The sequence below is a fragment of the Streptomyces sp. SCSIO 75703 genome (assembly GCF_036607905.1).
Taxonomy (GTDB): Bacteria; Actinomycetota; Actinomycetes; order Streptomycetales; family Streptomycetaceae; genus Streptomyces.
In genome coordinates this window covers 205,540-222,162 of the sequence record NZ_CP144555.1, presented here as the reverse complement: position 1 = coordinate 222,162, position 16,623 = coordinate 205,540, and the positions used below count along the sequence as shown (strand labels likewise).

The 16,623-nt window shown below is 76.1% G+C and carries 15 protein-coding genes; 5 read left to right on the top strand and 10 right to left on the bottom strand.

The features are described from left to right. Nucleotides 1-209: 209 nt before the first annotated feature. Nucleotides 210-1,808, top strand: a complete 1,599-nt coding sequence (locus VM636_RS01045; RefSeq protein WP_338482945.1) for a ricin-type beta-trefoil lectin domain protein — start codon at nt 210-212, stop codon at nt 1,806-1,808. 373 nt (nt 1,809-2,181) lie between these two features. Next, nucleotides 2,182-2,613 carry a subtilase-type protease inhibitor gene (locus tag VM636_RS01040; RefSeq protein WP_030420432.1) on the top strand — a complete coding sequence of 144 codons (432 nt, stop codon included), beginning with the start codon at nt 2,182-2,184 and terminating at the stop codon, nt 2,611-2,613. A gap of 187 nt (nt 2,614-2,800) precedes the next feature. Here the strand turns inward: VM636_RS01040 and VM636_RS01035 are convergent, their stop codons facing one another. The 8 genes from VM636_RS01035 to VM636_RS01000 all read right to left on the bottom strand — a co-directional run bounded on the left by VM636_RS01035 (nt 2,801) and on the right by VM636_RS01000 (nt 11,185). Next, nucleotides 2,801-3,034, bottom strand: a complete 234-nt coding sequence (locus VM636_RS01035) for a CDGSH iron-sulfur domain-containing protein (protein WP_030420433.1) — start codon at nt 3,032-3,034, stop codon at nt 2,801-2,803. Further along, on the bottom strand, nt 3,015-3,668 hold the full coding sequence (locus tag VM636_RS01030) for a HemK2/MTQ2 family protein methyltransferase (protein ID WP_234340358.1): 654 nt from the start codon (nt 3,666-3,668) through the stop codon (nt 3,015-3,017). Before VM636_RS01030 ends, VM636_RS01035 begins: the two co-directional genes overlap by 20 nt. Before the next feature lie 52 nt (nt 3,669-3,720). After that, nucleotides 3,721-4,737 (bottom strand): iron-containing redox enzyme family protein, encoded by a 1,017-nt coding sequence (locus VM636_RS01025; protein ID WP_053912751.1) that lies wholly within the window; start codon nt 4,735-4,737, stop codon nt 3,721-3,723. A gap of 54 nt (nt 4,738-4,791) precedes the next feature. Next, nucleotides 4,792-4,974 (bottom strand): hypothetical protein, encoded by a 183-nt coding sequence (locus VM636_RS01020; RefSeq protein WP_030420436.1) that lies wholly within the window; start codon nt 4,972-4,974, stop codon nt 4,792-4,794. 60 nt (nt 4,975-5,034) lie between these two features. Beyond that, a complete protein-coding gene (locus VM636_RS01015; protein ID WP_338482943.1) occupies nt 5,035-7,860 on the bottom strand; it encodes an NHLP bacteriocin export ABC transporter permease/ATPase subunit in 2,826 nt (941 codons plus the stop codon). 1 nt (nt 7,861) lies between these two features. Next, nucleotides 7,862-10,072 (bottom strand): NHLP family bacteriocin export ABC transporter peptidase/permease/ATPase subunit, encoded by a 2,211-nt coding sequence (locus tag VM636_RS01010; RefSeq protein ID WP_338482942.1) that lies wholly within the window; start codon nt 10,070-10,072, stop codon nt 7,862-7,864. Continuing rightward, nucleotides 10,069-10,875: an HlyD family efflux transporter periplasmic adaptor subunit gene (locus VM636_RS01005; RefSeq protein ID WP_338482941.1), complete on the bottom strand. Its 807-nt coding sequence runs from the start codon at nt 10,873-10,875 to the stop codon at nt 10,069-10,071. Before VM636_RS01005 ends, VM636_RS01010 begins: the two co-directional genes overlap by 4 nt. 94 nt (nt 10,876-10,969) lie before the next feature. Beyond that, on the bottom strand, nt 10,970-11,185 hold the full coding sequence (locus VM636_RS01000) for a hypothetical protein (RefSeq protein ID WP_030420440.1): 216 nt from the start codon (nt 11,183-11,185) through the stop codon (nt 10,970-10,972). Nucleotides 11,186-11,752: 567 nt separating this feature from the next. Between VM636_RS01000 and VM636_RS00995 the strand changes: the two genes are divergently transcribed. Next, a complete protein-coding gene (locus tag VM636_RS00995; RefSeq protein ID WP_338482940.1) occupies nt 11,753-12,964 on the top strand; it encodes a S1 family peptidase in 1,212 nt (403 codons plus the stop codon). A 63-nt stretch (nt 12,965-13,027) separates the two neighbouring features. On the opposite strand, the gene VM636_RS00990 is transcribed toward VM636_RS00995, so the two are convergent. Next, the gene (locus tag VM636_RS00990) at nt 13,028-15,079 is read right to left on the bottom strand and encodes a SpoIIE family protein phosphatase (protein ID WP_078855945.1); all 2,052 of its coding nucleotides are present in this window, start codon (nt 15,077-15,079) and stop codon (nt 13,028-13,030) included. Nucleotides 15,080-15,361: 282 nt separating this feature from the next. Here VM636_RS00990 and VM636_RS00985 point away from each other — a divergent pair, with 282 nt between their 5' ends. Continuing rightward, nucleotides 15,362-15,586 carry a hypothetical protein gene (locus VM636_RS00985; protein ID WP_030420443.1) on the top strand — a complete coding sequence of 75 codons (225 nt, stop codon included), beginning with the start codon at nt 15,362-15,364 and terminating at the stop codon, nt 15,584-15,586. A 51-nt stretch (nt 15,587-15,637) separates the two neighbouring features. Here the strand turns inward: VM636_RS00985 and VM636_RS00980 are convergent, their stop codons facing one another. Beyond that, nucleotides 15,638-16,018, bottom strand: coding sequence for a nuclear transport factor 2 family protein (locus VM636_RS00980; RefSeq protein WP_030420444.1), 381 nt, complete (start codon nt 16,016-16,018; stop codon nt 15,638-15,640). A gap of 175 nt (nt 16,019-16,193) precedes the next feature. Here VM636_RS00980 and VM636_RS00975 point away from each other — a divergent pair, with 175 nt between their 5' ends. Continuing rightward, complete coding sequence (locus VM636_RS00975) at nt 16,194-16,481, top strand: hypothetical protein (protein ID WP_030420445.1); 288 nt, start codon at nt 16,194-16,196, stop codon at nt 16,479-16,481. The last annotated feature ends 142 nt before the right edge of the window (nt 16,482-16,623 follow it).

Below are 16,623 nucleotides of genomic sequence, written 5' to 3'. Positions count from 1 at the left end.
CTTGTTGACCAGGAGTGGTTTGTGCGAGAGTGAAGCTCTCGTGCGGGGGGATGAAGAACGGGTCTCGCACGGGCCCCCACGGACCGGGTCCGGTGCCGCCGCGGCGCCCGCCCCCTCCCCTCACCACGCCCAGAACGTGAAACCGCTCCGGACGCCCGTGTGGCGCACCGGACTCTCCGTGCCCCCGCGCGTGGGAAGGAACCCGCTCAGTGCCCACCCCCCAGCCCCCTCGTCCCGCCGGACCGCCCCCGGGCGTGCTCCCCGGCGAATCCGACGAGTTCCTGGCCGCCCTGCTCCGGGACGGTCCGGAGAGCGAGGCCGCCCGTGCCGCCGCGCTGCTGATGGCGCGGCACTGGCAGCCGGCCCACGACTACGCCGCCGTGTGCCTCGCCGGCTCCGGACGCGTCACCGCCATGGTCACCGCCGCCGCCTGGCACCGCGTCCTGGACTCCCTCGCCCGCGGCGAGCCGGCCATCGCGCTGCGCCCCCGGCTGCTGGTGACGGTGCGTGACACGGTCCGCCAGTGGGCCGCCGACGACCGGACCACCGCCGTCCTGCCCCAGGTGCTCAAGCCCGCGGGGGGACGCGGGATGCGCGCGGCCGCCACCCTCACGCCGGACGACCGCGCGCTCGCCGGCCGCGCCTTCGCCGCCCTGCCCGGCACCGCCCGCGCCCTGCTCTGGCACACCGAGGTCGAGGGCGAACCCCTCGACGTCCCGGCCCGGTCGCTCGGCATGGACGCCGACACGGCGGCGGCCACTCTGGAACAGGCGCGGGAGAAGTTCCGCGAGGCGTGTGTCCAGGCCCACCTGCAGCACGCGCCCACCCGGGACTGCCGCTACCACAACCGTCTCCTCGACGTCCCCATCCGCCGCGGCGGCACCCTGCTGCCCGAGGTGCGCGAGCACCTCGCCGACTGCCGCCACTGCCGCCACGCCGCCGACCAGCTCGGCCACTTCGAGAACCGGCTGGGCACGCTGATCGCCGAGTCCGTCCTCGGCTGGGGCGCCCGCCGCTACCTCGACTCCCGCCCCGGCCGCGCCGGCCAGGCCGGCGCCGGGAGCCGCGGACGCTCCCGGGCCCGCCGCTCCGGGCTGCTCGCCCGCTTCCCCCTGCCGCTGCCCCGCGCCACGGCGGGCCGCTCCCCGCGGTCGGCGCTGCGCGGGCTGGGCGCCGCCTCGGCCGGGGTGCTGGCCGTCGTCCTCGTCGTCACCGTCTGGTCGTACGACGGCGGTGCCGCCGACCCGGCCGCCTCCACCAGCGCCGCCGGCGGCGGCACCACCTCGGCGACGAGCCGGCCCAGGCCGCCCGGCGCCGCCAGGCTGCCCGCCGCGGCCGACCGCAGCCGCCTGCGCAACGTCGCCGCCGGCCTCTGCCTCGACCTGCGGGGCGAACCCGAGGCCGGTGCGGGCGCCCGGCTGGCCCCCTGCTCCGAGGCGTGGACGCAGCAGTGGACGTACGAGGAGGACGGGCTGCTGCGCAGCGTCGCCGACCCCGGACTGTGCCTGGACTCCCAGGCCGACGCCGGGGTCGTCATCCTCGGCGCCTGCGTCGAGCCGGGCGGCGAACGCGGTGACGACGTGCGCTACGACGTCTCCGCCCAGGGTGAGTTCGTACCGCGCCGGCGGAGCGGACTGGCCCTCGCCGCGAGCGCGCCCACCACCGAGGCCGACGTGGTCGTCGGCGTCCGCGACGGCGGCGACGGACAGCTCTGGCGGATCGAGCCCGCGCCGGCGGGGGAGGGGCCGCTGTCCTTCTCCGAACACGTCCTCCCGGCCGGCCGGGCCGCCGGGCTCCCGGTCGCCTGACCCTCCGCCCCGGGGGCCCTCCAGGCGGGCCGCTCCGTCACGCCGTCGGGTCCGGGGCCCCGCACCGGTGTGCCCCGGTGGCCCGCCGCCGTCCGCCGCCCCGCGACGCCCGGTCCACGCGGGGTGTTTCCGGCCGATCGGTGAACGCGCCGATCGCGCCATCCGGCCGCCCCTCGTGATCAAGAACCCCGCCGTTGCGGCCCCGGGACGCCCCGCATTGGTGACTTCACGCCACTGATTCAATACACAAGGTTACCGAAACCCATGGGGCCGGGATGAGTTCCGGCGGCGGACTCGGCAGACTCGCGCTCGCCGGCCCGGCACCCGACCGGGCCGGGCCGGCACCCCCGTCACGAGCGGAAGGAAGCACACCATGCGGAACACCGCGCGCTGGGCAGCGACTCTGGGCCTGACGGCCACCGCCGTCTGCGGGCCCCTCGCCGGAGCGGCACCCGCCTCCCCGGACACCGCCCCCGCGTCGCTCCACGCCCCCTCGGCCCTCGTGCTGACCGTCGGGCACGGAGAGAGCGCTGCCACCACCGTCCCGGTCCGCGCGGTCACCCTCGTCTGCGCCCCGAGGACCTCCGGAACCCATCCCGACGCCGCCCGCGCCTGCGCCGAACTGCGGGGCGCGGGCGGCGACGTCGACGCCCTCGGGGACGGCGGCGCCTTCTGCACCCAGGAGTACGCGCCCCTCGTCGTCACCCTCGACGGGGTCTGGGAGGGCCGCCGCGTCTCCGTGGAGCGGACCTTCCCCAACGACTGCGTCAAGGACGCCCGCGGCGCGGGCGTCCTCGCCTTCTAGCGCCACCCGCCGGGGCGCGCGGCAGCGCCCCGCCACAGACCGGGACCGCCGCCACCGCGCCGCACGACGGCCGCTCGCCGCTGGGGAGGGCGAGCGCCGCGGCGCGAGGCCGTGGGTCCCGCACCGGGGGCGGCGGACGGAGTGGGGCCGTCCGCCGCCCCCGGAACCCCGCCGGGCCCCGGTCGGCTCAGTCTCCGGGCTCCCGGGGGCCCGGTCCGCCCTCGGCACGGGCGCGGTGACTGGTGTCGCACCACGGGAAGCGGCGGCTGCGCCGGCAGGTGCACAGGGCGACCCGGAACCGGTCGGAGGACACGGTCGTCCCGTCCTCCAACTCGATCTCCACCGGGCCCTCCACCAGCAGCGGGCCACGGCGCCGGACGGTGATGCGGCGCGGGGCGCCGTCAGACGGGGAGTTCGGCACGGACCACCACCAGCTCTTCCTCGGTCTCGGAAGGGGACAGCAGACCCCGCTGCCGCAGCCAGTGCGCCCGGCCGTCCAGCACGGGCCCGAACGCGATGCGCCGCCGCCGGGTCACCGCCGACTTCAGCCCCGCCTCGCGCAGGTGGTCCACGGTCCGCCCCGGATCGCTCAGCCCCGACTGCACGAGCAGCAGCACGCCTCCGGGGCGCAGCAGCACCGGCGCCTGCCGGCAGATCCGGTCCAGGACCAGCCGGCCGTCGTGCCCGGCGTCCCAGGCCCGCGCGGCGCCGCGCGGCGGCCGGGAGCCGTCCGGGGCGGGGACGTAGGGCGGGTTGGTGAGGACGAGGTCGAAGCGCTCGCCCCGCACCGGGGTGAAGAGGTTGCCGTGACGGACCCGTACCCGGTGACCGGACCGGACCGCGTTGAGCCGCGTCACGCACACCGCGCGCCACGACAGGTCCACCGCCGTCACCCGGGCGCCGCGCCGCGCGGCGGCCAGCGCGAGGGCGCCCGAACCGGTGCCCACGTCGAGGACGGCCGCGCCGGGCGGCAGCGGCTCGTCGGACAGGGCCCGCTCCAGCAGGGCGGTGTCGTCCTGGGGGGCGTAGACGCCCCAAGCCGTCGTGAAGTGCACGGGGCACCAAGTACCCCCCTCACCGCGTCCCATGGGCGCCGATGCGCGGCGCTCACGAGGCGGGATGCCCGGGGGCGGGCGGCAGCGGGGTCCGCAGGGCGGAGCGGCCGGCCCGCCAGTCGGCCAGCAGCCGGGCGGAGAACCGGTCCTCCACGTGACCGGTGGCGTCGACGCCGAAGGCCACGTCGGCGGCGAGGTCCGGCTCCTCCTCCAGCAGGCCGCCGATCACCTCGTGGCGCACGATCTGCTCGTGGACCGCGTCGGCCTCCACGTGCTCGTCGTAGAAGTGCTCGGCGGCCGGGCCGGCGCCGGTGCGGCGCATGGCCTCGGCGAGCCGCCGCGAACCGGGCGAGGAGGTGATCTCGACCGCCGCGAAATGGCCCACCAGGGCGCCGCGCAGGGCCCGGTGCAGGCCGAACAGGGACATCAGGTTCACCGTCGCCAGGCACGCGGCCGGGGCGGCGTCCAGGTGGCGGCCGTACGCGGTGTCCAGGCCGAGGTCGGCCATCAGGCCGGCGAACAGGCGCGCGTGCACCCGGTCGGCCCGGCCGCCGCCGTACTCGTCGAACTCCACCGCCGCCATCGCCGCCTTCGCCCGCCCCCGCAGCCGGGGCAGCACCCAGGCGTGGGGGTCCGCCTCCTTCAGGTGGTAGAGGGAGCGCTGGGCCGCGTACTCGCGCAGGTGCCACAGCTCGCCCTCGTCGCGCAGGAAGTGGCTCACGCCCTGGCCGTCGACGGGTTCGACCAGGAGTTCCCCGACGGCCCCGGCCACGTCGTCGCGGGCCGGGACGCCGGCGCGCAGCGCGGCCAGGAAACGCCGCTCCAGCCCCGCGCGGGCGCGCAGCAGCTCCGGGTCCCACTCGCGTTCGGCGGGGACCCCGGCGAACCCCCGGTAGTGCGTCTCGTAGCAGAGGTACAGGGCGAGCTGGAGGTCGTCGCCGTACGGATCGGCGGCGTCGGCGGCGCCCGGCGGGGGCGGCGGCCCGGTCCCGCGCAGCCGGGCGGCGACGGCCGCGGAGAGCGGGCCCCGGGCCGGGGGCAGGTGCGGTCCTTCGCGCTCGTGTTCCATGGACGGCGAGTACCCGGCCCGCGCCGTGGCACCCCCGGAGCGGCCGGGGCGCGCTCACTCGCGCCCGGCGTCCTCCTGCGCCCCGGGGCCGGGCGAGAGGGCGTCGCCGGCCTCGCCGCGCTGGCGCCGCTCCCGCGCGGACTCCGGGTCCCGGGTCTCGGCGTCCTCGACCTCGCCCAGCACCTCCTCGACGGCCGTCCCGGGTTTCTTCCCCTCGGGGTCACCGTGGTGGGACACGGCCCGCTCCTCTCCTCGCCCGCGCGGGTACGGCCCCGCGGGCACCCGTCCGCGTGCCGCTCAGGCGAGCTGGCGGCGCACCAGTTCGTGCAGCCTGCCACCGGTGTCCGCCAGGAGGCGGTCCGGCGGGCCCTGCTGGACGATCCGGCCCTCCTCCATCACGATCACCCGGTCGGCGTCCGTCACGGTCGACAGCCGGTGCGCGATGACGATCCGGGTGGCGTCGAGCGCCCTTGTCGACTCGATCACCGTGCGCTGCGTCGCGTTGTCCAGGGCGCTGGTCGCCTCGTCGAAGAAGAGCACCCGCGGCCTGCGGATCAGCGCCTGCGCGATCATCAGCCGCTGCCGCTGGCCCCCGGAGACGGCCCCGCCGCCCGAGACGATGGTGTGCAGCCCCATCGGCATCCGCGCGATGTCCTCCGCGAGCCCCGCCATCTCGGCCGCCGCCATCACCTCCTCCGGCGTGTACGGCTCGGTGCCGCGGATGACGTCCAGGATCGAGCCGGTGAACGGCTGGGCGTGCTGGAGCACCACCCCGCACTGCCGGCGCACCGCCGTCGGGTCGAGCGCCGCCAGGTCCTGGCCGTCGTACAGGACGCTGCCCGACAGCGGCCGGTCGAAGCCGATCAGCAGCCGCAGCAGCGTCGACTTGCCGCAGCCGCTCGGCCCCACCACGGCGACGAACTCGCCCGGCCGCACCGCGAACGACACGTCGTCCAGGACCAGCGGCCCGTCGTCGGTGTAGCGGAACGACAGCCGCCGCGCCTCCACGGCCCCCGACAGCGGCCCCGGCCGGGTGCTCCCCGCCCGCACCTCCGGCCGGGCCCGCAGCACCGGACGGATCTCCTCCAGCAGCGGCAGCGCCGCCACCGCCGACACGAACGCGCCGGTCACCTGGGTGACGGAGGTCAGCAGCATCGTCACCGAGGTGTTGAACGCGAGGAACGCCGACGCGGACATCGTGCCGCGCGCCGGACCGGCCAGCAGCATGAACATCAGCAGCGTGCACAGCGGCAGGTAGACCGCGCCCAGCACCGCGTTGAGGTTCTTCACCCGGCCCGCCCGCTGCTGGAGCCCGCGGCTGTGCGCGAAGCGCTCCGCCCAGGCCGCGTACGCGTAGTTCTCGGCGGCGGCGACCCGCAGCTTGGGCAGCCCGCGCAGGGTCTGGAACGCCTGGTTGTTGAGGGTGTTGGTGAGCTTCACCAGCCGCCGCTGCCAGCGCACCTGCCACAGGCCCAGCGCGAGGAAGACCGCGGCGACCACGGCCAGCATCGCCAGCGCGGCCAGCGCCATCGGCACGCTGAACCACAGCAGCAGCCCCAGGTTCACCCCGGCCACCGTCACCGACTGCGCCACCGTCGGGCCGACGCCCGCCAGCAGCCGCCGGATCGCGCTGACGCCCATCGCCGCGCTGGCCAGCTCGCCGGTGGAGCGCTCGGCGAAGAACCGCGTCGGCAGCCGGAGCAGCCGGTCCCACACCGCCGGCTGGAGGGCCGCCTCGATCCGTCCCTCCAGCCGCAGGATGGAGAGGTTCTGCAGGAGGGTGAAGGCCGCCGCGACCACGCCGCTCACCATGACCGCCAGGCACACCCGGGCGATGGGCCCCGTCTGGGCCCGCGGCACGTACTCGCCCAGCACCCGGCCCGTCGCCAGCGGCACGAGCGCGCCGACCGCCACCGTCACCAGGCCGCTGAGCAGCAGCCGGGCCAGGTCCGCGCGGGTGCCCCGCAGGCAGAACCGCAGCAGTCCCAGCGGGCCGAGCCCCCGCTCGGGCAACGGACGGTAGAACATCACCCCGCGCGGCTCGAACTCCCCGGCGTTCGCCTTCTCCACCGGCGTCTCCCGCCCGGTCGCCGGATGCACGGCCACGTAGCCGCCGCGCCGCCACAGCAGTGCCACCGGCGCCCCCGACAGGGCCCGGTGCCCGACCAGCGGGCCGACGTCCTCGCGCCACCAGCGGCCCTCCAGCCGCACCGCGCGGGTCCGCACCCCGGCGGCCAGCGCGACACGCTCCACCGGGTCGAGCCGCTCGCTCTCCGGCCCCTCCCGGGCGGGCTCGGCGAGCGTGATCCCGGCCGCCCGGGCCACCAGCACACAGGCCGCGTGGGTGGCGTCGGCGTCGGCCGCCGTCGTCCCCCGGCCCGGACGCCGCCCGATCGACGCGAGCAGTGCCCGGTCCGCCCGTGCCCGCACCGCCTCCCCGGCCTCGATGCCGGCCGCGGTGCGCGTCTCGTGGCTGCTCTCCCGTTGCTCGATCCACCGGTCCAGCGTGGTCAGCAGCCGGTACTGCTGGTCGACCATGCTCTGCCACAGCGCCGGGTCCATCAGCAGGTCGGCCGCGGCCTCCTCGCCGTACAGCGCCCCGTACCGGACGCTGCCCGGCGGGACCTGCATCCAGAACACCTCGTCGTCGGCGCTCGCCCCGGCCCGTTCCCCGGCCGTCGGCGCCTGCACCAGCACGGAGAGCCCGCGGCCGACGCCCAGGGCGAGCGCGTACTCCAGCGGACTGCTCTGCGGCGGCAGGTACTGCGGGGTGCCGTGCTCGTCGTACGACCAGGTCTGGGTGCTCGCCGGCCGGTACAGCTCGCGCAGCCCGATCCGGCGCACCACCGCCTCCCGCAGCGGCCGGGCGACCAGGGTGTGCCGGGGCCCGGAGACCGGCCCGAGCAGCGCCGCGCCCGCCCCCAGCCGGCCCAGATGGTGCCAGAGCCCCTGCTCGGCGGCGTCGACCGCGAACAGGTCCACCGCGCCGGAGACCACCAGCCACAGCACCTGCGGCCCCTCCAGGTCCAGCCGCCCGGACCCGGGGCCCGCGACCGGCGCGCCCAGCGCGGCCAGCGCCCCGAGGACGAGGTCGTCCCGTCCCTCGTGCACGTCGGTCGTCATCTCACCGCTCCCTGACCAGCGCCGCGTACGCACCGCCGCGGGCCACCAGTTCCTCGTGCCGTCCGCGCTCCACGACCGTGCCGTGCCGCAGGACGACGATCTCGTCGCTGTCGCGCACGGTGCTCAGCCGGTGCGCGATCACCACGCAGGCACAGCCGCGCCGGCGCAGGTTGTCCATCACCACCCGCTCGGTCTCCGCGTCCAGGGCGCTGGTGACCTCGTCGAGGACGAGGATGCTCGGCCGGCGCACCAGGGCCCGCGCGATCTCCAGCCGCTGACGCTGCCCGCCGGAGAAGTTGCGGCCGTCCTGCTCGACCCGGCTGTGGATGCCGCCCGGCCGGCGCATGACCACGTCGTCCAGCACCGCGTCCCGCAGCGCCTCCACCACGGCCTCGTCCGGGATCGAGGGGTCCCACAGCGCCACGTTGTCGCGGACGGTGCCCTCGAAGAGGAAGACGTCCTGGTCGACGAAGGAGACGGAGGCCGCCAGCGCCCCGCGCGGGATGTCCTCCAGCCGCCGCCCGTCGATGCGGATCACGCCCTCCCACGGCGCGTACAGCCCCGAGATCAGCCGCGACACCGTGGACTTGCCGCTGCCCGACCCGCCCACCAGCGCCACCTGCCGGCCCGGGCCGACGCTCAGGTCGAAGCCGGTCAGCAGCGGCTGGTCGAGCGGGCTGTACCCGAAGGAGACGTTCTCCAGTTCGACGTGGCCGCGCAGGCGGCGGGTGGAGTCGCCCTCGCGCCGGTCGTAGAGCGGGTCCGCGCGGAAGTTCTCCACGTCCTTGAGCCGGGCCACGTCCGCCGCGAAGTCCTGGATGCGCCCGGCGACGCCGTTCAGCCGGGTCAGCGGGGCGGTGAAGCGGGTCACCAGCGCCTGGAAGGCGACCAGCAGACCCACCGACAGATGTCCCTCCACCGCGCGCAGGCCGCCGATCCACAGGATCAGCGCGCTGTTGAAGGTGGCGAGGGCCGGCGCCACCACACCGAGCCAGGCGCTCGGCACGCCCAGCCGCTGCTGCTCCTCCAGCGTGGTGGCGTGCTGCCCGGCCCAGGTGCGGAAGTAGCCGTCCTCGCCGCCGGTCGCCTTCAGCGTCTCGATCAACTGCAGTCCCGTGTACGCGGTGTTGGTCAGCCGCGCGGTGTCGGCGCGCAGCTTCGCCGTGCGGGTCGCGCGCAGCCGGATCACCACCCGCATCGCCACGATGTTGAGCAGCGCCACGCCGATGCCGACGAAGGTGAGCTGCGGGTCGTAGGTGTAGAGCAGCAGCGCGTACAGCACGACCACCACCGCGTCGACGCCGGCCGCGGCCAGGTCGCGGGCCAGGGTCTCGGCGACGGCGTCGTTGGACTGCAGCCGCTGCACCAGGTCGGCCGGACTGCGCTGGGAGAAGAAGGTCACCGGCAGCCGCAGCAGGTGCCGCAGGAAGCGGGCGCTGGACAGCGTGGAGGAGATGATCCGTCCGTGCAGCAGATTGGCCTGTTGCAGCCAGGTCAGCACCAGCGTTAGCAGGACGCACGCCGCCATCGACGCGAAGAGCACGCCGAGCAGCGAACTCTGGCCGCCGATCAGGAACGTGTCGATGTAGGTGCGGCTGAGCGCGGGCACCGCCGCGCCGACCGCCACCAGCAGCAGGCTCGCCAGCACCGCCGCGGGCAGCGCGCCCGCGGTGCCCCGCAGCCGGGCCGGCATCGCCCCGAGCACGCCGGGCCGGCGCCCGCCCCGGGTGAAGTCCTCGCCGGGCTCCATGGTGAGCACGACCCCGGTGAAGCTGCCGTCGAACTCCTCCAGCGAGACGAAGCGGCGCCCCTTGGCGGGGTCGTTGACGAACACGCCGCGGCGGCCGAACCGGCGGCCCATGCCGTCGTAGACGACGTAGTGGTTGAACTCCCAGAACAGGATGGCCGGCGCCCGCACCTCGGCGAGGGCGGCCAGGTCCATCTGCATGCCCTTGGCGGTCAGCCCGTGACTGCGGGCCGCCTTCAGCAGGTTGCTCGCCCGCGATCCGTCGCGGGAGACGCCGCAGGCGATGCGCAGTTCCTCCAGCGGCACGTGCCGTCCGTGGTGGCCGAGGACCATGGCGAGGGAGGCGGCGCCGCACTCCACGGCCTCCATCTGGAGCACGGTGGGGGAGCGGACCGCCTTCACCCGGCCCGCGGGCACCCGGCGCCGGGGCGGGGCGGCCCGGCGCCTGCCGCGTTCGCCGCTCACGGCAGCAGCCAGTCGAGGGGACGCCGCTCGGCCAGCCGGATCGACGCGGTGGCCTGGGTCATGGAGGTCAGGGTGAACGGGGGCCCGGCCGTGGACGACCAGGCGTAGCCGCTCTCGGTGGCCGGGGAGGTCTCCAGCCGGACCGTCACGGCCACCGGACGGCCGCCCGCGGTGTACTGCTCGCCGAGCCGGGCGTCCCCGAGGAACGCGCCGATGGACTGGGCCGTCTGCGCCGCGCGGTCGACCGAGTCCACCCGGCCGCGCAGCACCCCGTACTCCTGGGCGGGCACCGACTGGACCGTGAGGTCGACGACGGCCCGCGCGGGGATGCCGGCGGCGCTCTCGGCCGGCACGTACACCGTCGCGTAAAGCGGGTCGCCGGGGTGCGCGACCTTCTCCACCGAGGCGATGTCGGCCCCGGTGGTCACGATCTGGCCGACGGTGGCGCCGAGGGCGCTGACCCGGCCCGCGTCGACGGCGCGCACCACGGACTCGCCCTCGGCGGTGCGCACGCGGAGCACCTCGGCGCCCGCGTCCAGCCGTTCGCCCTGCCGGGCGAGGACCGCGGTGACCTGGCCGGCGACCGGGCTCTGGAGGAGGTAACTGCCCTGTCCGTGGGTGAGGACGGCGGGCGCGGAGACCGTCGGCGTCACCCGGCCGGTCACCGCCCACACGGACGCGGCGGCCATGGCGAGGACGGTCACGGACAGCACCAGCCAGCCCTGGGGACGGGCGAGGCGCACCGGGAGGTCGAGCTCCTCGGGCGACTGGAGCTTGGTGAGGGCCTGACGGCGGAACTGCACGGCGGACGATCCTGGAGTCTTTCCTCGGAGCGGACGGCCGAAGAGTCCCGGAGCCGGTGGGGCGGCTCCGGGACTCTTCGGCACGAGGACGCGGTCAGAGACCGGCGACCAGGTTGGTGACCGGGGCGGTGTTGAGACCGGTCACGCCCTCGACGGTGCCGACGCCGGTGTTGACCAGACCCGAGACCGGGGCGACGCCGTCCACCATGCCGGTGACGGTGCCGACGGCGTTCACGCTCAGGCCGCCGGAGACGTTGTCCAGCTCGGCGTCGGAGATCTCGGCGGTCTCGACCCGGGGGGTGGAGTTCATGGGGGAACTTCCCTTCATAGAGCTACTTCACAAGGGGGGGAACGGCCGCTCTGCGGACAGGGCACGGCCGCGGACGCGGACCCGGCGAACCCGGTTCAGGAGCTCGCCGCGGGCCCCGCGACGCGATGGATCAAAGCACGCACCGCATCCGCCGTTCCACTTAAACCCGGCCCCCACCTGGGAACTTACGAACTCCAGGCGACCAAGAGTGCAGGTCTGGCGACGGCGTCACGGCGAGTTCTTCACACCCTGCGCGCCCTCGGCACGCGCCGTCCCTTGCCCGTGCCGACGCGGATCGGGCACACCCGCACCAAAGGTGCCCACGTCCCTGCGGAGTTGTGTGAATCCTCCAACGACGGTGAGCGCCCTGGGTGCGGGATGTGCAGATTCACTGAAGCGGGGATTCCGCTCCGCGGCGGTGACGGAAGGTCCCCGGGCGGACGCGGAGCGTGCCGTCGGCGCGGCATTGAACGGTCCGTCAGGACGGTGCGTACCAACAGCCGTCCAGGCGCCCCGCGAAGCCGCCGGCCGGCGGCACGGACCCCGTCCCCCAGGAGGTCGAGAAGGTTGAGTCACCAGCGAATGCCGAAGCGCAAGGCCGCGATCGCGGCGGGAGGCGTGCTCGCGCTCGGCGCGGCGGCACTCCTGCTGCCGAACGCCGGCGCCTCGCAGGACGCCGCTCCGCAGGCCGGGGCGGCGGCGCCGCGCACCCTGAAGGCGGCGGACGCGACGGACCTGGCAGGCCGGGCCGCCGGACTCCTCGGCGAGTCCTTCGCCGGCTCCTACTACGACGCCGACGAGCAGCGGCTCGTCGTCAACGTGGCGCCCGGCGCCGACCGCGGCGCCGCCGACCGGGCCCGGCGGGCGGGCGCGGCCGTCCGCGAGGTCGGCAACAGCATCGCCGAACTGCGGGGCGGCGCGCGGACCCTGACGTCCGAGGCGAGCATCCCGGGCACGTCCTGGGCCATCGACCCGCGCACCAACAAGATCCTCGTCACCGCCGACAGCACCGTCACCGGCGACCGCTGGGACCGGCTGGAGTCCACCGTCGAACGGCTCGGCCCCGGCATGGCCACCCTGACGAAGTCGGCCGGCGCCTTCACGACGTTCGCCTCCGGCGGCGACGCGATATTCGGCGGCGGCGCCCGCTGCTCGCTCGGCTTCAACGTCACCGCGGGCGACGGCGCTCCCGCCTTCCTGACGGCTGGTCACTGCGGCGTCGGCGCCGCCCGGTGGTCCGACGCCCAGGGCGGCCGGCCGATCGGCACCGTCGACCAGGCGGTCTTCCCCGGCGCGGGCGACTTCGCGCTCGTCACCTACGACGACCCGGCGGCCGACGCGCCCGGCGAGGTCGACCTCGGCGACCAGACCCTGGCGATCGGCGCCGCCGCCGAGGCCACCGTCGGTCAGGAGGTCTTCCGGATGGGCAGCACCACCGGGCTCTCCGACGGCCGCGTGCTCGGTCTGGAAGCCACCGTGAACTACCCCGAGGGCACGGTGAGCGGCCTCGTCCAGACCGACGTCTGCGCCGAGCCCGGCGACAGCGGCGGCCCCCTCTTCACCCGCGACGGCCTGGCGATCGGCCTGACCTCGGGCGGCAGCGGCGACTGCACGGCCGGCGGCCAGACCTTCTTCCAGCCCGTCACCACCGCCCTGGAGGCGGTCGGCGCCACCCTCGGCGCGGACGGCGCGGCCTCCGGCACCGGTACCGGAGCGGACGGCACCGGCGACGCCCGCCAGGGCGCCGGACGGCACGGCGTCCCGCGAGCCGGCCACTGAGGTCCGGACGACCCCGCCCGGGGCGCGCCCGTGCGCTCCCCGGGCACGGCCCAGGACACCCGCTCAGCCGGTGGTGCGCAGCAGCAGCAGGGCGATGTCGTCACCGCGCTCGTCCGCGCCCGCGTACTCCCGGACGAGCCGGTCGGCCACCTCGTCCAGCGGCAGGTGCCCGACCTCGCCGAGCCGGCGCCCCAGGGCGGCCAGCGCGTCCTCCAGGTCGACGCCCGGCGACTCCACCAGCCCGTCGGTGTAGAGGGCCAGCAGACAACCGGGGCCCAGCTCCACCTCCGTGCCGGGGTACGTGGCCGAGGCGGTGATGCCGAGCAGCGGACCGCCCGCCAGGTCGAGCACCCGGACGTGCCCGTCCGGGCGGCGCAGCAGCGGCGGCGGATGGCCCGCCCGGGACATCACGGCCCGGCCCCGGGCCGGATCGAGCCGCAGGTAGAGACAGCTCGCGAACAGTTCGGTGCCCAGGTCGATCAGCAGCCGGTTGGAGCTGCGCATGACCTCCTCGGGCGCCTGGCCGACCGCCGTGTAGGCGCGCACGGCGGTGCGGATCTGGCCCATCAGCCCGGCCGCCGTGACGTTGTGGCCCTGGACGTCCCCGATCACCGCCACCGACGTGTCGCCGGCCGGCGCCAGGTCGTAGAAGTCGCCGCCGATCTGCATGCCCCGCGTCGCGGGCAGGTACCGCGCGGCGCTCTCCACGCCCGGCACCGACGGCAGCGACCGCGGCAGCAGCGCCTGCTGGAGCCCGTGCGCCAGCCGGTGCTTGGCGTCGTAGACCAGGGCGCGGTCCAGGGCCTGCGCGACCAGACCGGCCAGGCTGGTCAGCACCGCCCGCTCCTCCGTGGTGAAGGTGTGCGGCCGGGAGTAGGCCAGCACACAGGTGCCCACCGGCCGCCCGGACGCGATCAGGGGCAGGAACGCCCAGGCCGCGTGGCCGTCGCTCATCCCGCCGTGGGACGGGTACAGGCGGCGCAGTTCCTCGAAGGACTCGAAGAAGGCCGGCACCCCGGTCCGCAGCACCTGCGTCCCCGGCAGCGGCGTGGACAGCGGGACCCCGTCGAACAGCTCCACGATCCGCGGGTCGGCGTACCCGTGGTGGCCGAGCACGTCCAGCCGCCCGGCCCGGGAGCCGAGGACGACCAGCGCCTGGCTGCCCACGGTGGGGGCGATCTCGTCCGCGATGAGCTGGATGACGTCCTGCACGCCGACCGCCTCGGCCAGCGCACCGGTCAGGCTCACCACCCGCGAGAGGGTGACCAGCCGCGACGGGGTCTCCTCCCGGACGGCCGCGCCCTCGCCCCGCTCCGCCACCTCCCGGGCCCGGCTGATGCGCACGCTGAGCCCGCCGGTGCCCGGGTAGAGACGGAACGACAGCCAGTCGCCCGGCGGGCGCAGCGCGACGAAGGAGGTGGTGTGCCGGCTGATCAGCGCGGCCCGGTAACGGTCCTCGTAGACGGGGTCGTCGAGCCAGGGGGCCGCGCGCCAGAACGGGGTGCCCACCAGACCGGCCGCCGGGACGCCCAGCAGTTCGGCCGCGGCCGGGTTGGCGTAACCGATCCGCCCGTGCAGGTCGAGCGAGCACAGCCCGTACGGCAGCCGGGACAGCATCCGCACCGCCTCGGTGGCGCCGACGGTGCCCGGGGTGCCGCCGACCAGCGGACCGGCGAGCAGGTCCGGTTCCGGGCCCAGCGGCACGTTCGCCCGCTCCGCCCGCTCCAGCGCGCCGGCGAGCCGGGCGCAGGCGTCCAGGAGGCGGTCGCGGTCCTGCCGGGCCAGGTCCGGTGTGCCGGCCCCGGGCCAGGTCAGGAAGACCGCCCCGTAGGTGCCGTTCGCGGTGGCCAGCGGGAGCGCGAGCAGGGCGAACGGGTAGGGGAGCACGACCGCGATCCGCGGGTAGCGCCGGGCCATCTCCTGGCTGTCGCGGACCCACACCGGGCGCCGCTCGCGCACCGTGTCGGCCACCGGGACCCGCGCGTGCAGCGAGATCCGCTCCCACGGCGCCGCGAAGGTCCGCGGCAGCCCCGCCATCACCGCCATCTCCAGCACCGGCGGATCGGAGCCCAGCAGGTAGACGGCGCCGGCCTGCGCGTGCGCCTCGTCCATCATCGCGGCGAGCGCCGGCGACAGGACGGGCACGGGCGACGCCCCGGTGGCGGGGCCGGTCCCAGGGGCCGGCGAAGCCTCGGACACCACCGACCACCTCCTCACCCGGCCACACGCGTCGTCCCCTCTTCCCAATCTCCCTCTCGACGTCCGCCCCCGCACGGCGGGGGCGTCCTCCGCCACGCCCGGCGACAGGGCGCGCGCGGTGCGTTTCGGGGCGGACCCGCCGGGGACCCGGGTGGCCACGGATCATCCCCGTGCCCGGCAGGAAGAAGATGATGCCCCGTGACCACCGACCTTCCCGAGGAGGCGGCCGTCCGCCGCCCGGAACCCGCCCCGAGCCCCCCGGAGACCGGCTGGTCGCAGGCGCGCGCCCGGCGAGGCCACGGAGCGCCGCGCACCTGGCTGCCCGCCGTCGACGACGGCACCTGGACACCGGCCGCCGACGACGACCGGCTGCGCGTGACGCTCCCCGGCGCCGAGTCGCACATCGTCCGCGGCGAGGACTGAGAGGACTGACCCGGGCCTCCGCGCGCCCCGCGGCGGCGTCCGGCGGTGCCGTCAGCCCGTGGTCTCCTCCTCGTCCCATGCCTGGATCATGGTCTGTTCGGCGATCTTCCCGTCCCGCAGCGACAGCATCGACTCCGCGAGGACCCGCACGCCGTCGGGGTACGCGCACGCCTCGCAGAAGGCGACCCGGTCGCCCTGCACCACGCACTCCTCCACCGTGTGGGTCATGTCGCGGCTGTACACGTCCTCCAGCATCGCGGCGATCTCGTCGCGGCCGTACAGCACCTTGGGGTTGCTGGGCTGGGTGTGGCGGTCGACGACGCGGATGCGCGCGTCGTCGGTGTAGAGCGACACGAGAGTCTGCGGGTCGCCTTCCTCGATGCCCCGGCGCAGTGCTTCGGTGTCGAAGCCGGGTGTTGTGGCGGTGCCCATGGTGACCTCCTCCGAGAGCCGGGGCCTCGGCCCGAGGGGCACGGGCCGACGGGCCCTCTCCTTCGAGGTTGCTCCGCCGGCGCGCGGGGGGCAAGGCGGTCGCCCGACTGCTCCTGACGGGTGAGGGCGGCGGCCGGGCCGTGTCCGGCGGCGGGCCCGCCGCGTTGGCGATTACATGATCTCAACTCGACGTATCGCCGCCGCCGTCGGTCTCGCCGCCGGTGTCGCCGGTCTCGCCGCGCCCGTGGCCGGCGCGGCCGAAGCGGGCCCGCGGAACTCCGGCGGGCTCAGCCCGCTCTCCGCGCTCGACTCGCTCGCCGTGGGCGAGGTGCCCACCGAGCACCGGGCCGGGCTGCCCCGGCCGTCCGAACAGATCGGCAAGCTCAACGACCTCAACCAGCTCGGTCAGGTCACGGGTCTGGTCTCCCCGGTCTTCGGCGTCGTGCCCGCCATCCAGACCTGACGCCCCGGCCGTCCCCCGCGCGAGGCGGGCCGCCCCGGACCGGGCGCGGCCCGCCTCGCGCGTCACGCCCCGGGCGCGCGGCACGACCCGCGCGGCGGCGGGCCGCGGACCGGCGGTCCGTACGCCGCCCGCGCGGGCGGAC

Bases quoted from the DNA above. Each gene is read 5' to 3' on its own strand.
- VM636_RS01040 (WP_030420432.1), top strand. From the start codon at position 2,182: ATGCGGAACACCGCGCGCTGGGCAGCGACTCTGGGCCTGACGGCCACC.
- VM636_RS01025 (WP_053912751.1), bottom strand. From the start codon at position 4,737: ATGGAACACGAGCGCGAAGGACCGCACCTGCCCCCGGCCCGGGGCCCG.
- VM636_RS01015 (WP_338482943.1), bottom strand. From the start codon at position 7,860: ATGACGACCGACGTGCACGAGGGACGGGACGACCTCGTCCTCGGGGCG.
- VM636_RS01000 (WP_030420440.1), bottom strand. From the start codon at position 11,185: ATGAACTCCACCCCCCGGGTCGAGACCGCCGAGATCTCCGACGCCGAG.
- VM636_RS00990 (WP_078855945.1), bottom strand. From the start codon at position 15,079: ATGATGGACGAGGCGCACGCGCAGGCCGGCGCCGTCTACCTGCTGGGC.
- VM636_RS00980 (WP_030420444.1), bottom strand. From the start codon at position 16,018: ATGGGCACCGCCACAACACCCGGCTTCGACACCGAAGCACTGCGCCGG.
- VM636_RS00975 (WP_030420445.1), top strand. From the start codon at position 16,194: ATGATCTCAACTCGACGTATCGCCGCCGCCGTCGGTCTCGCCGCCGGT.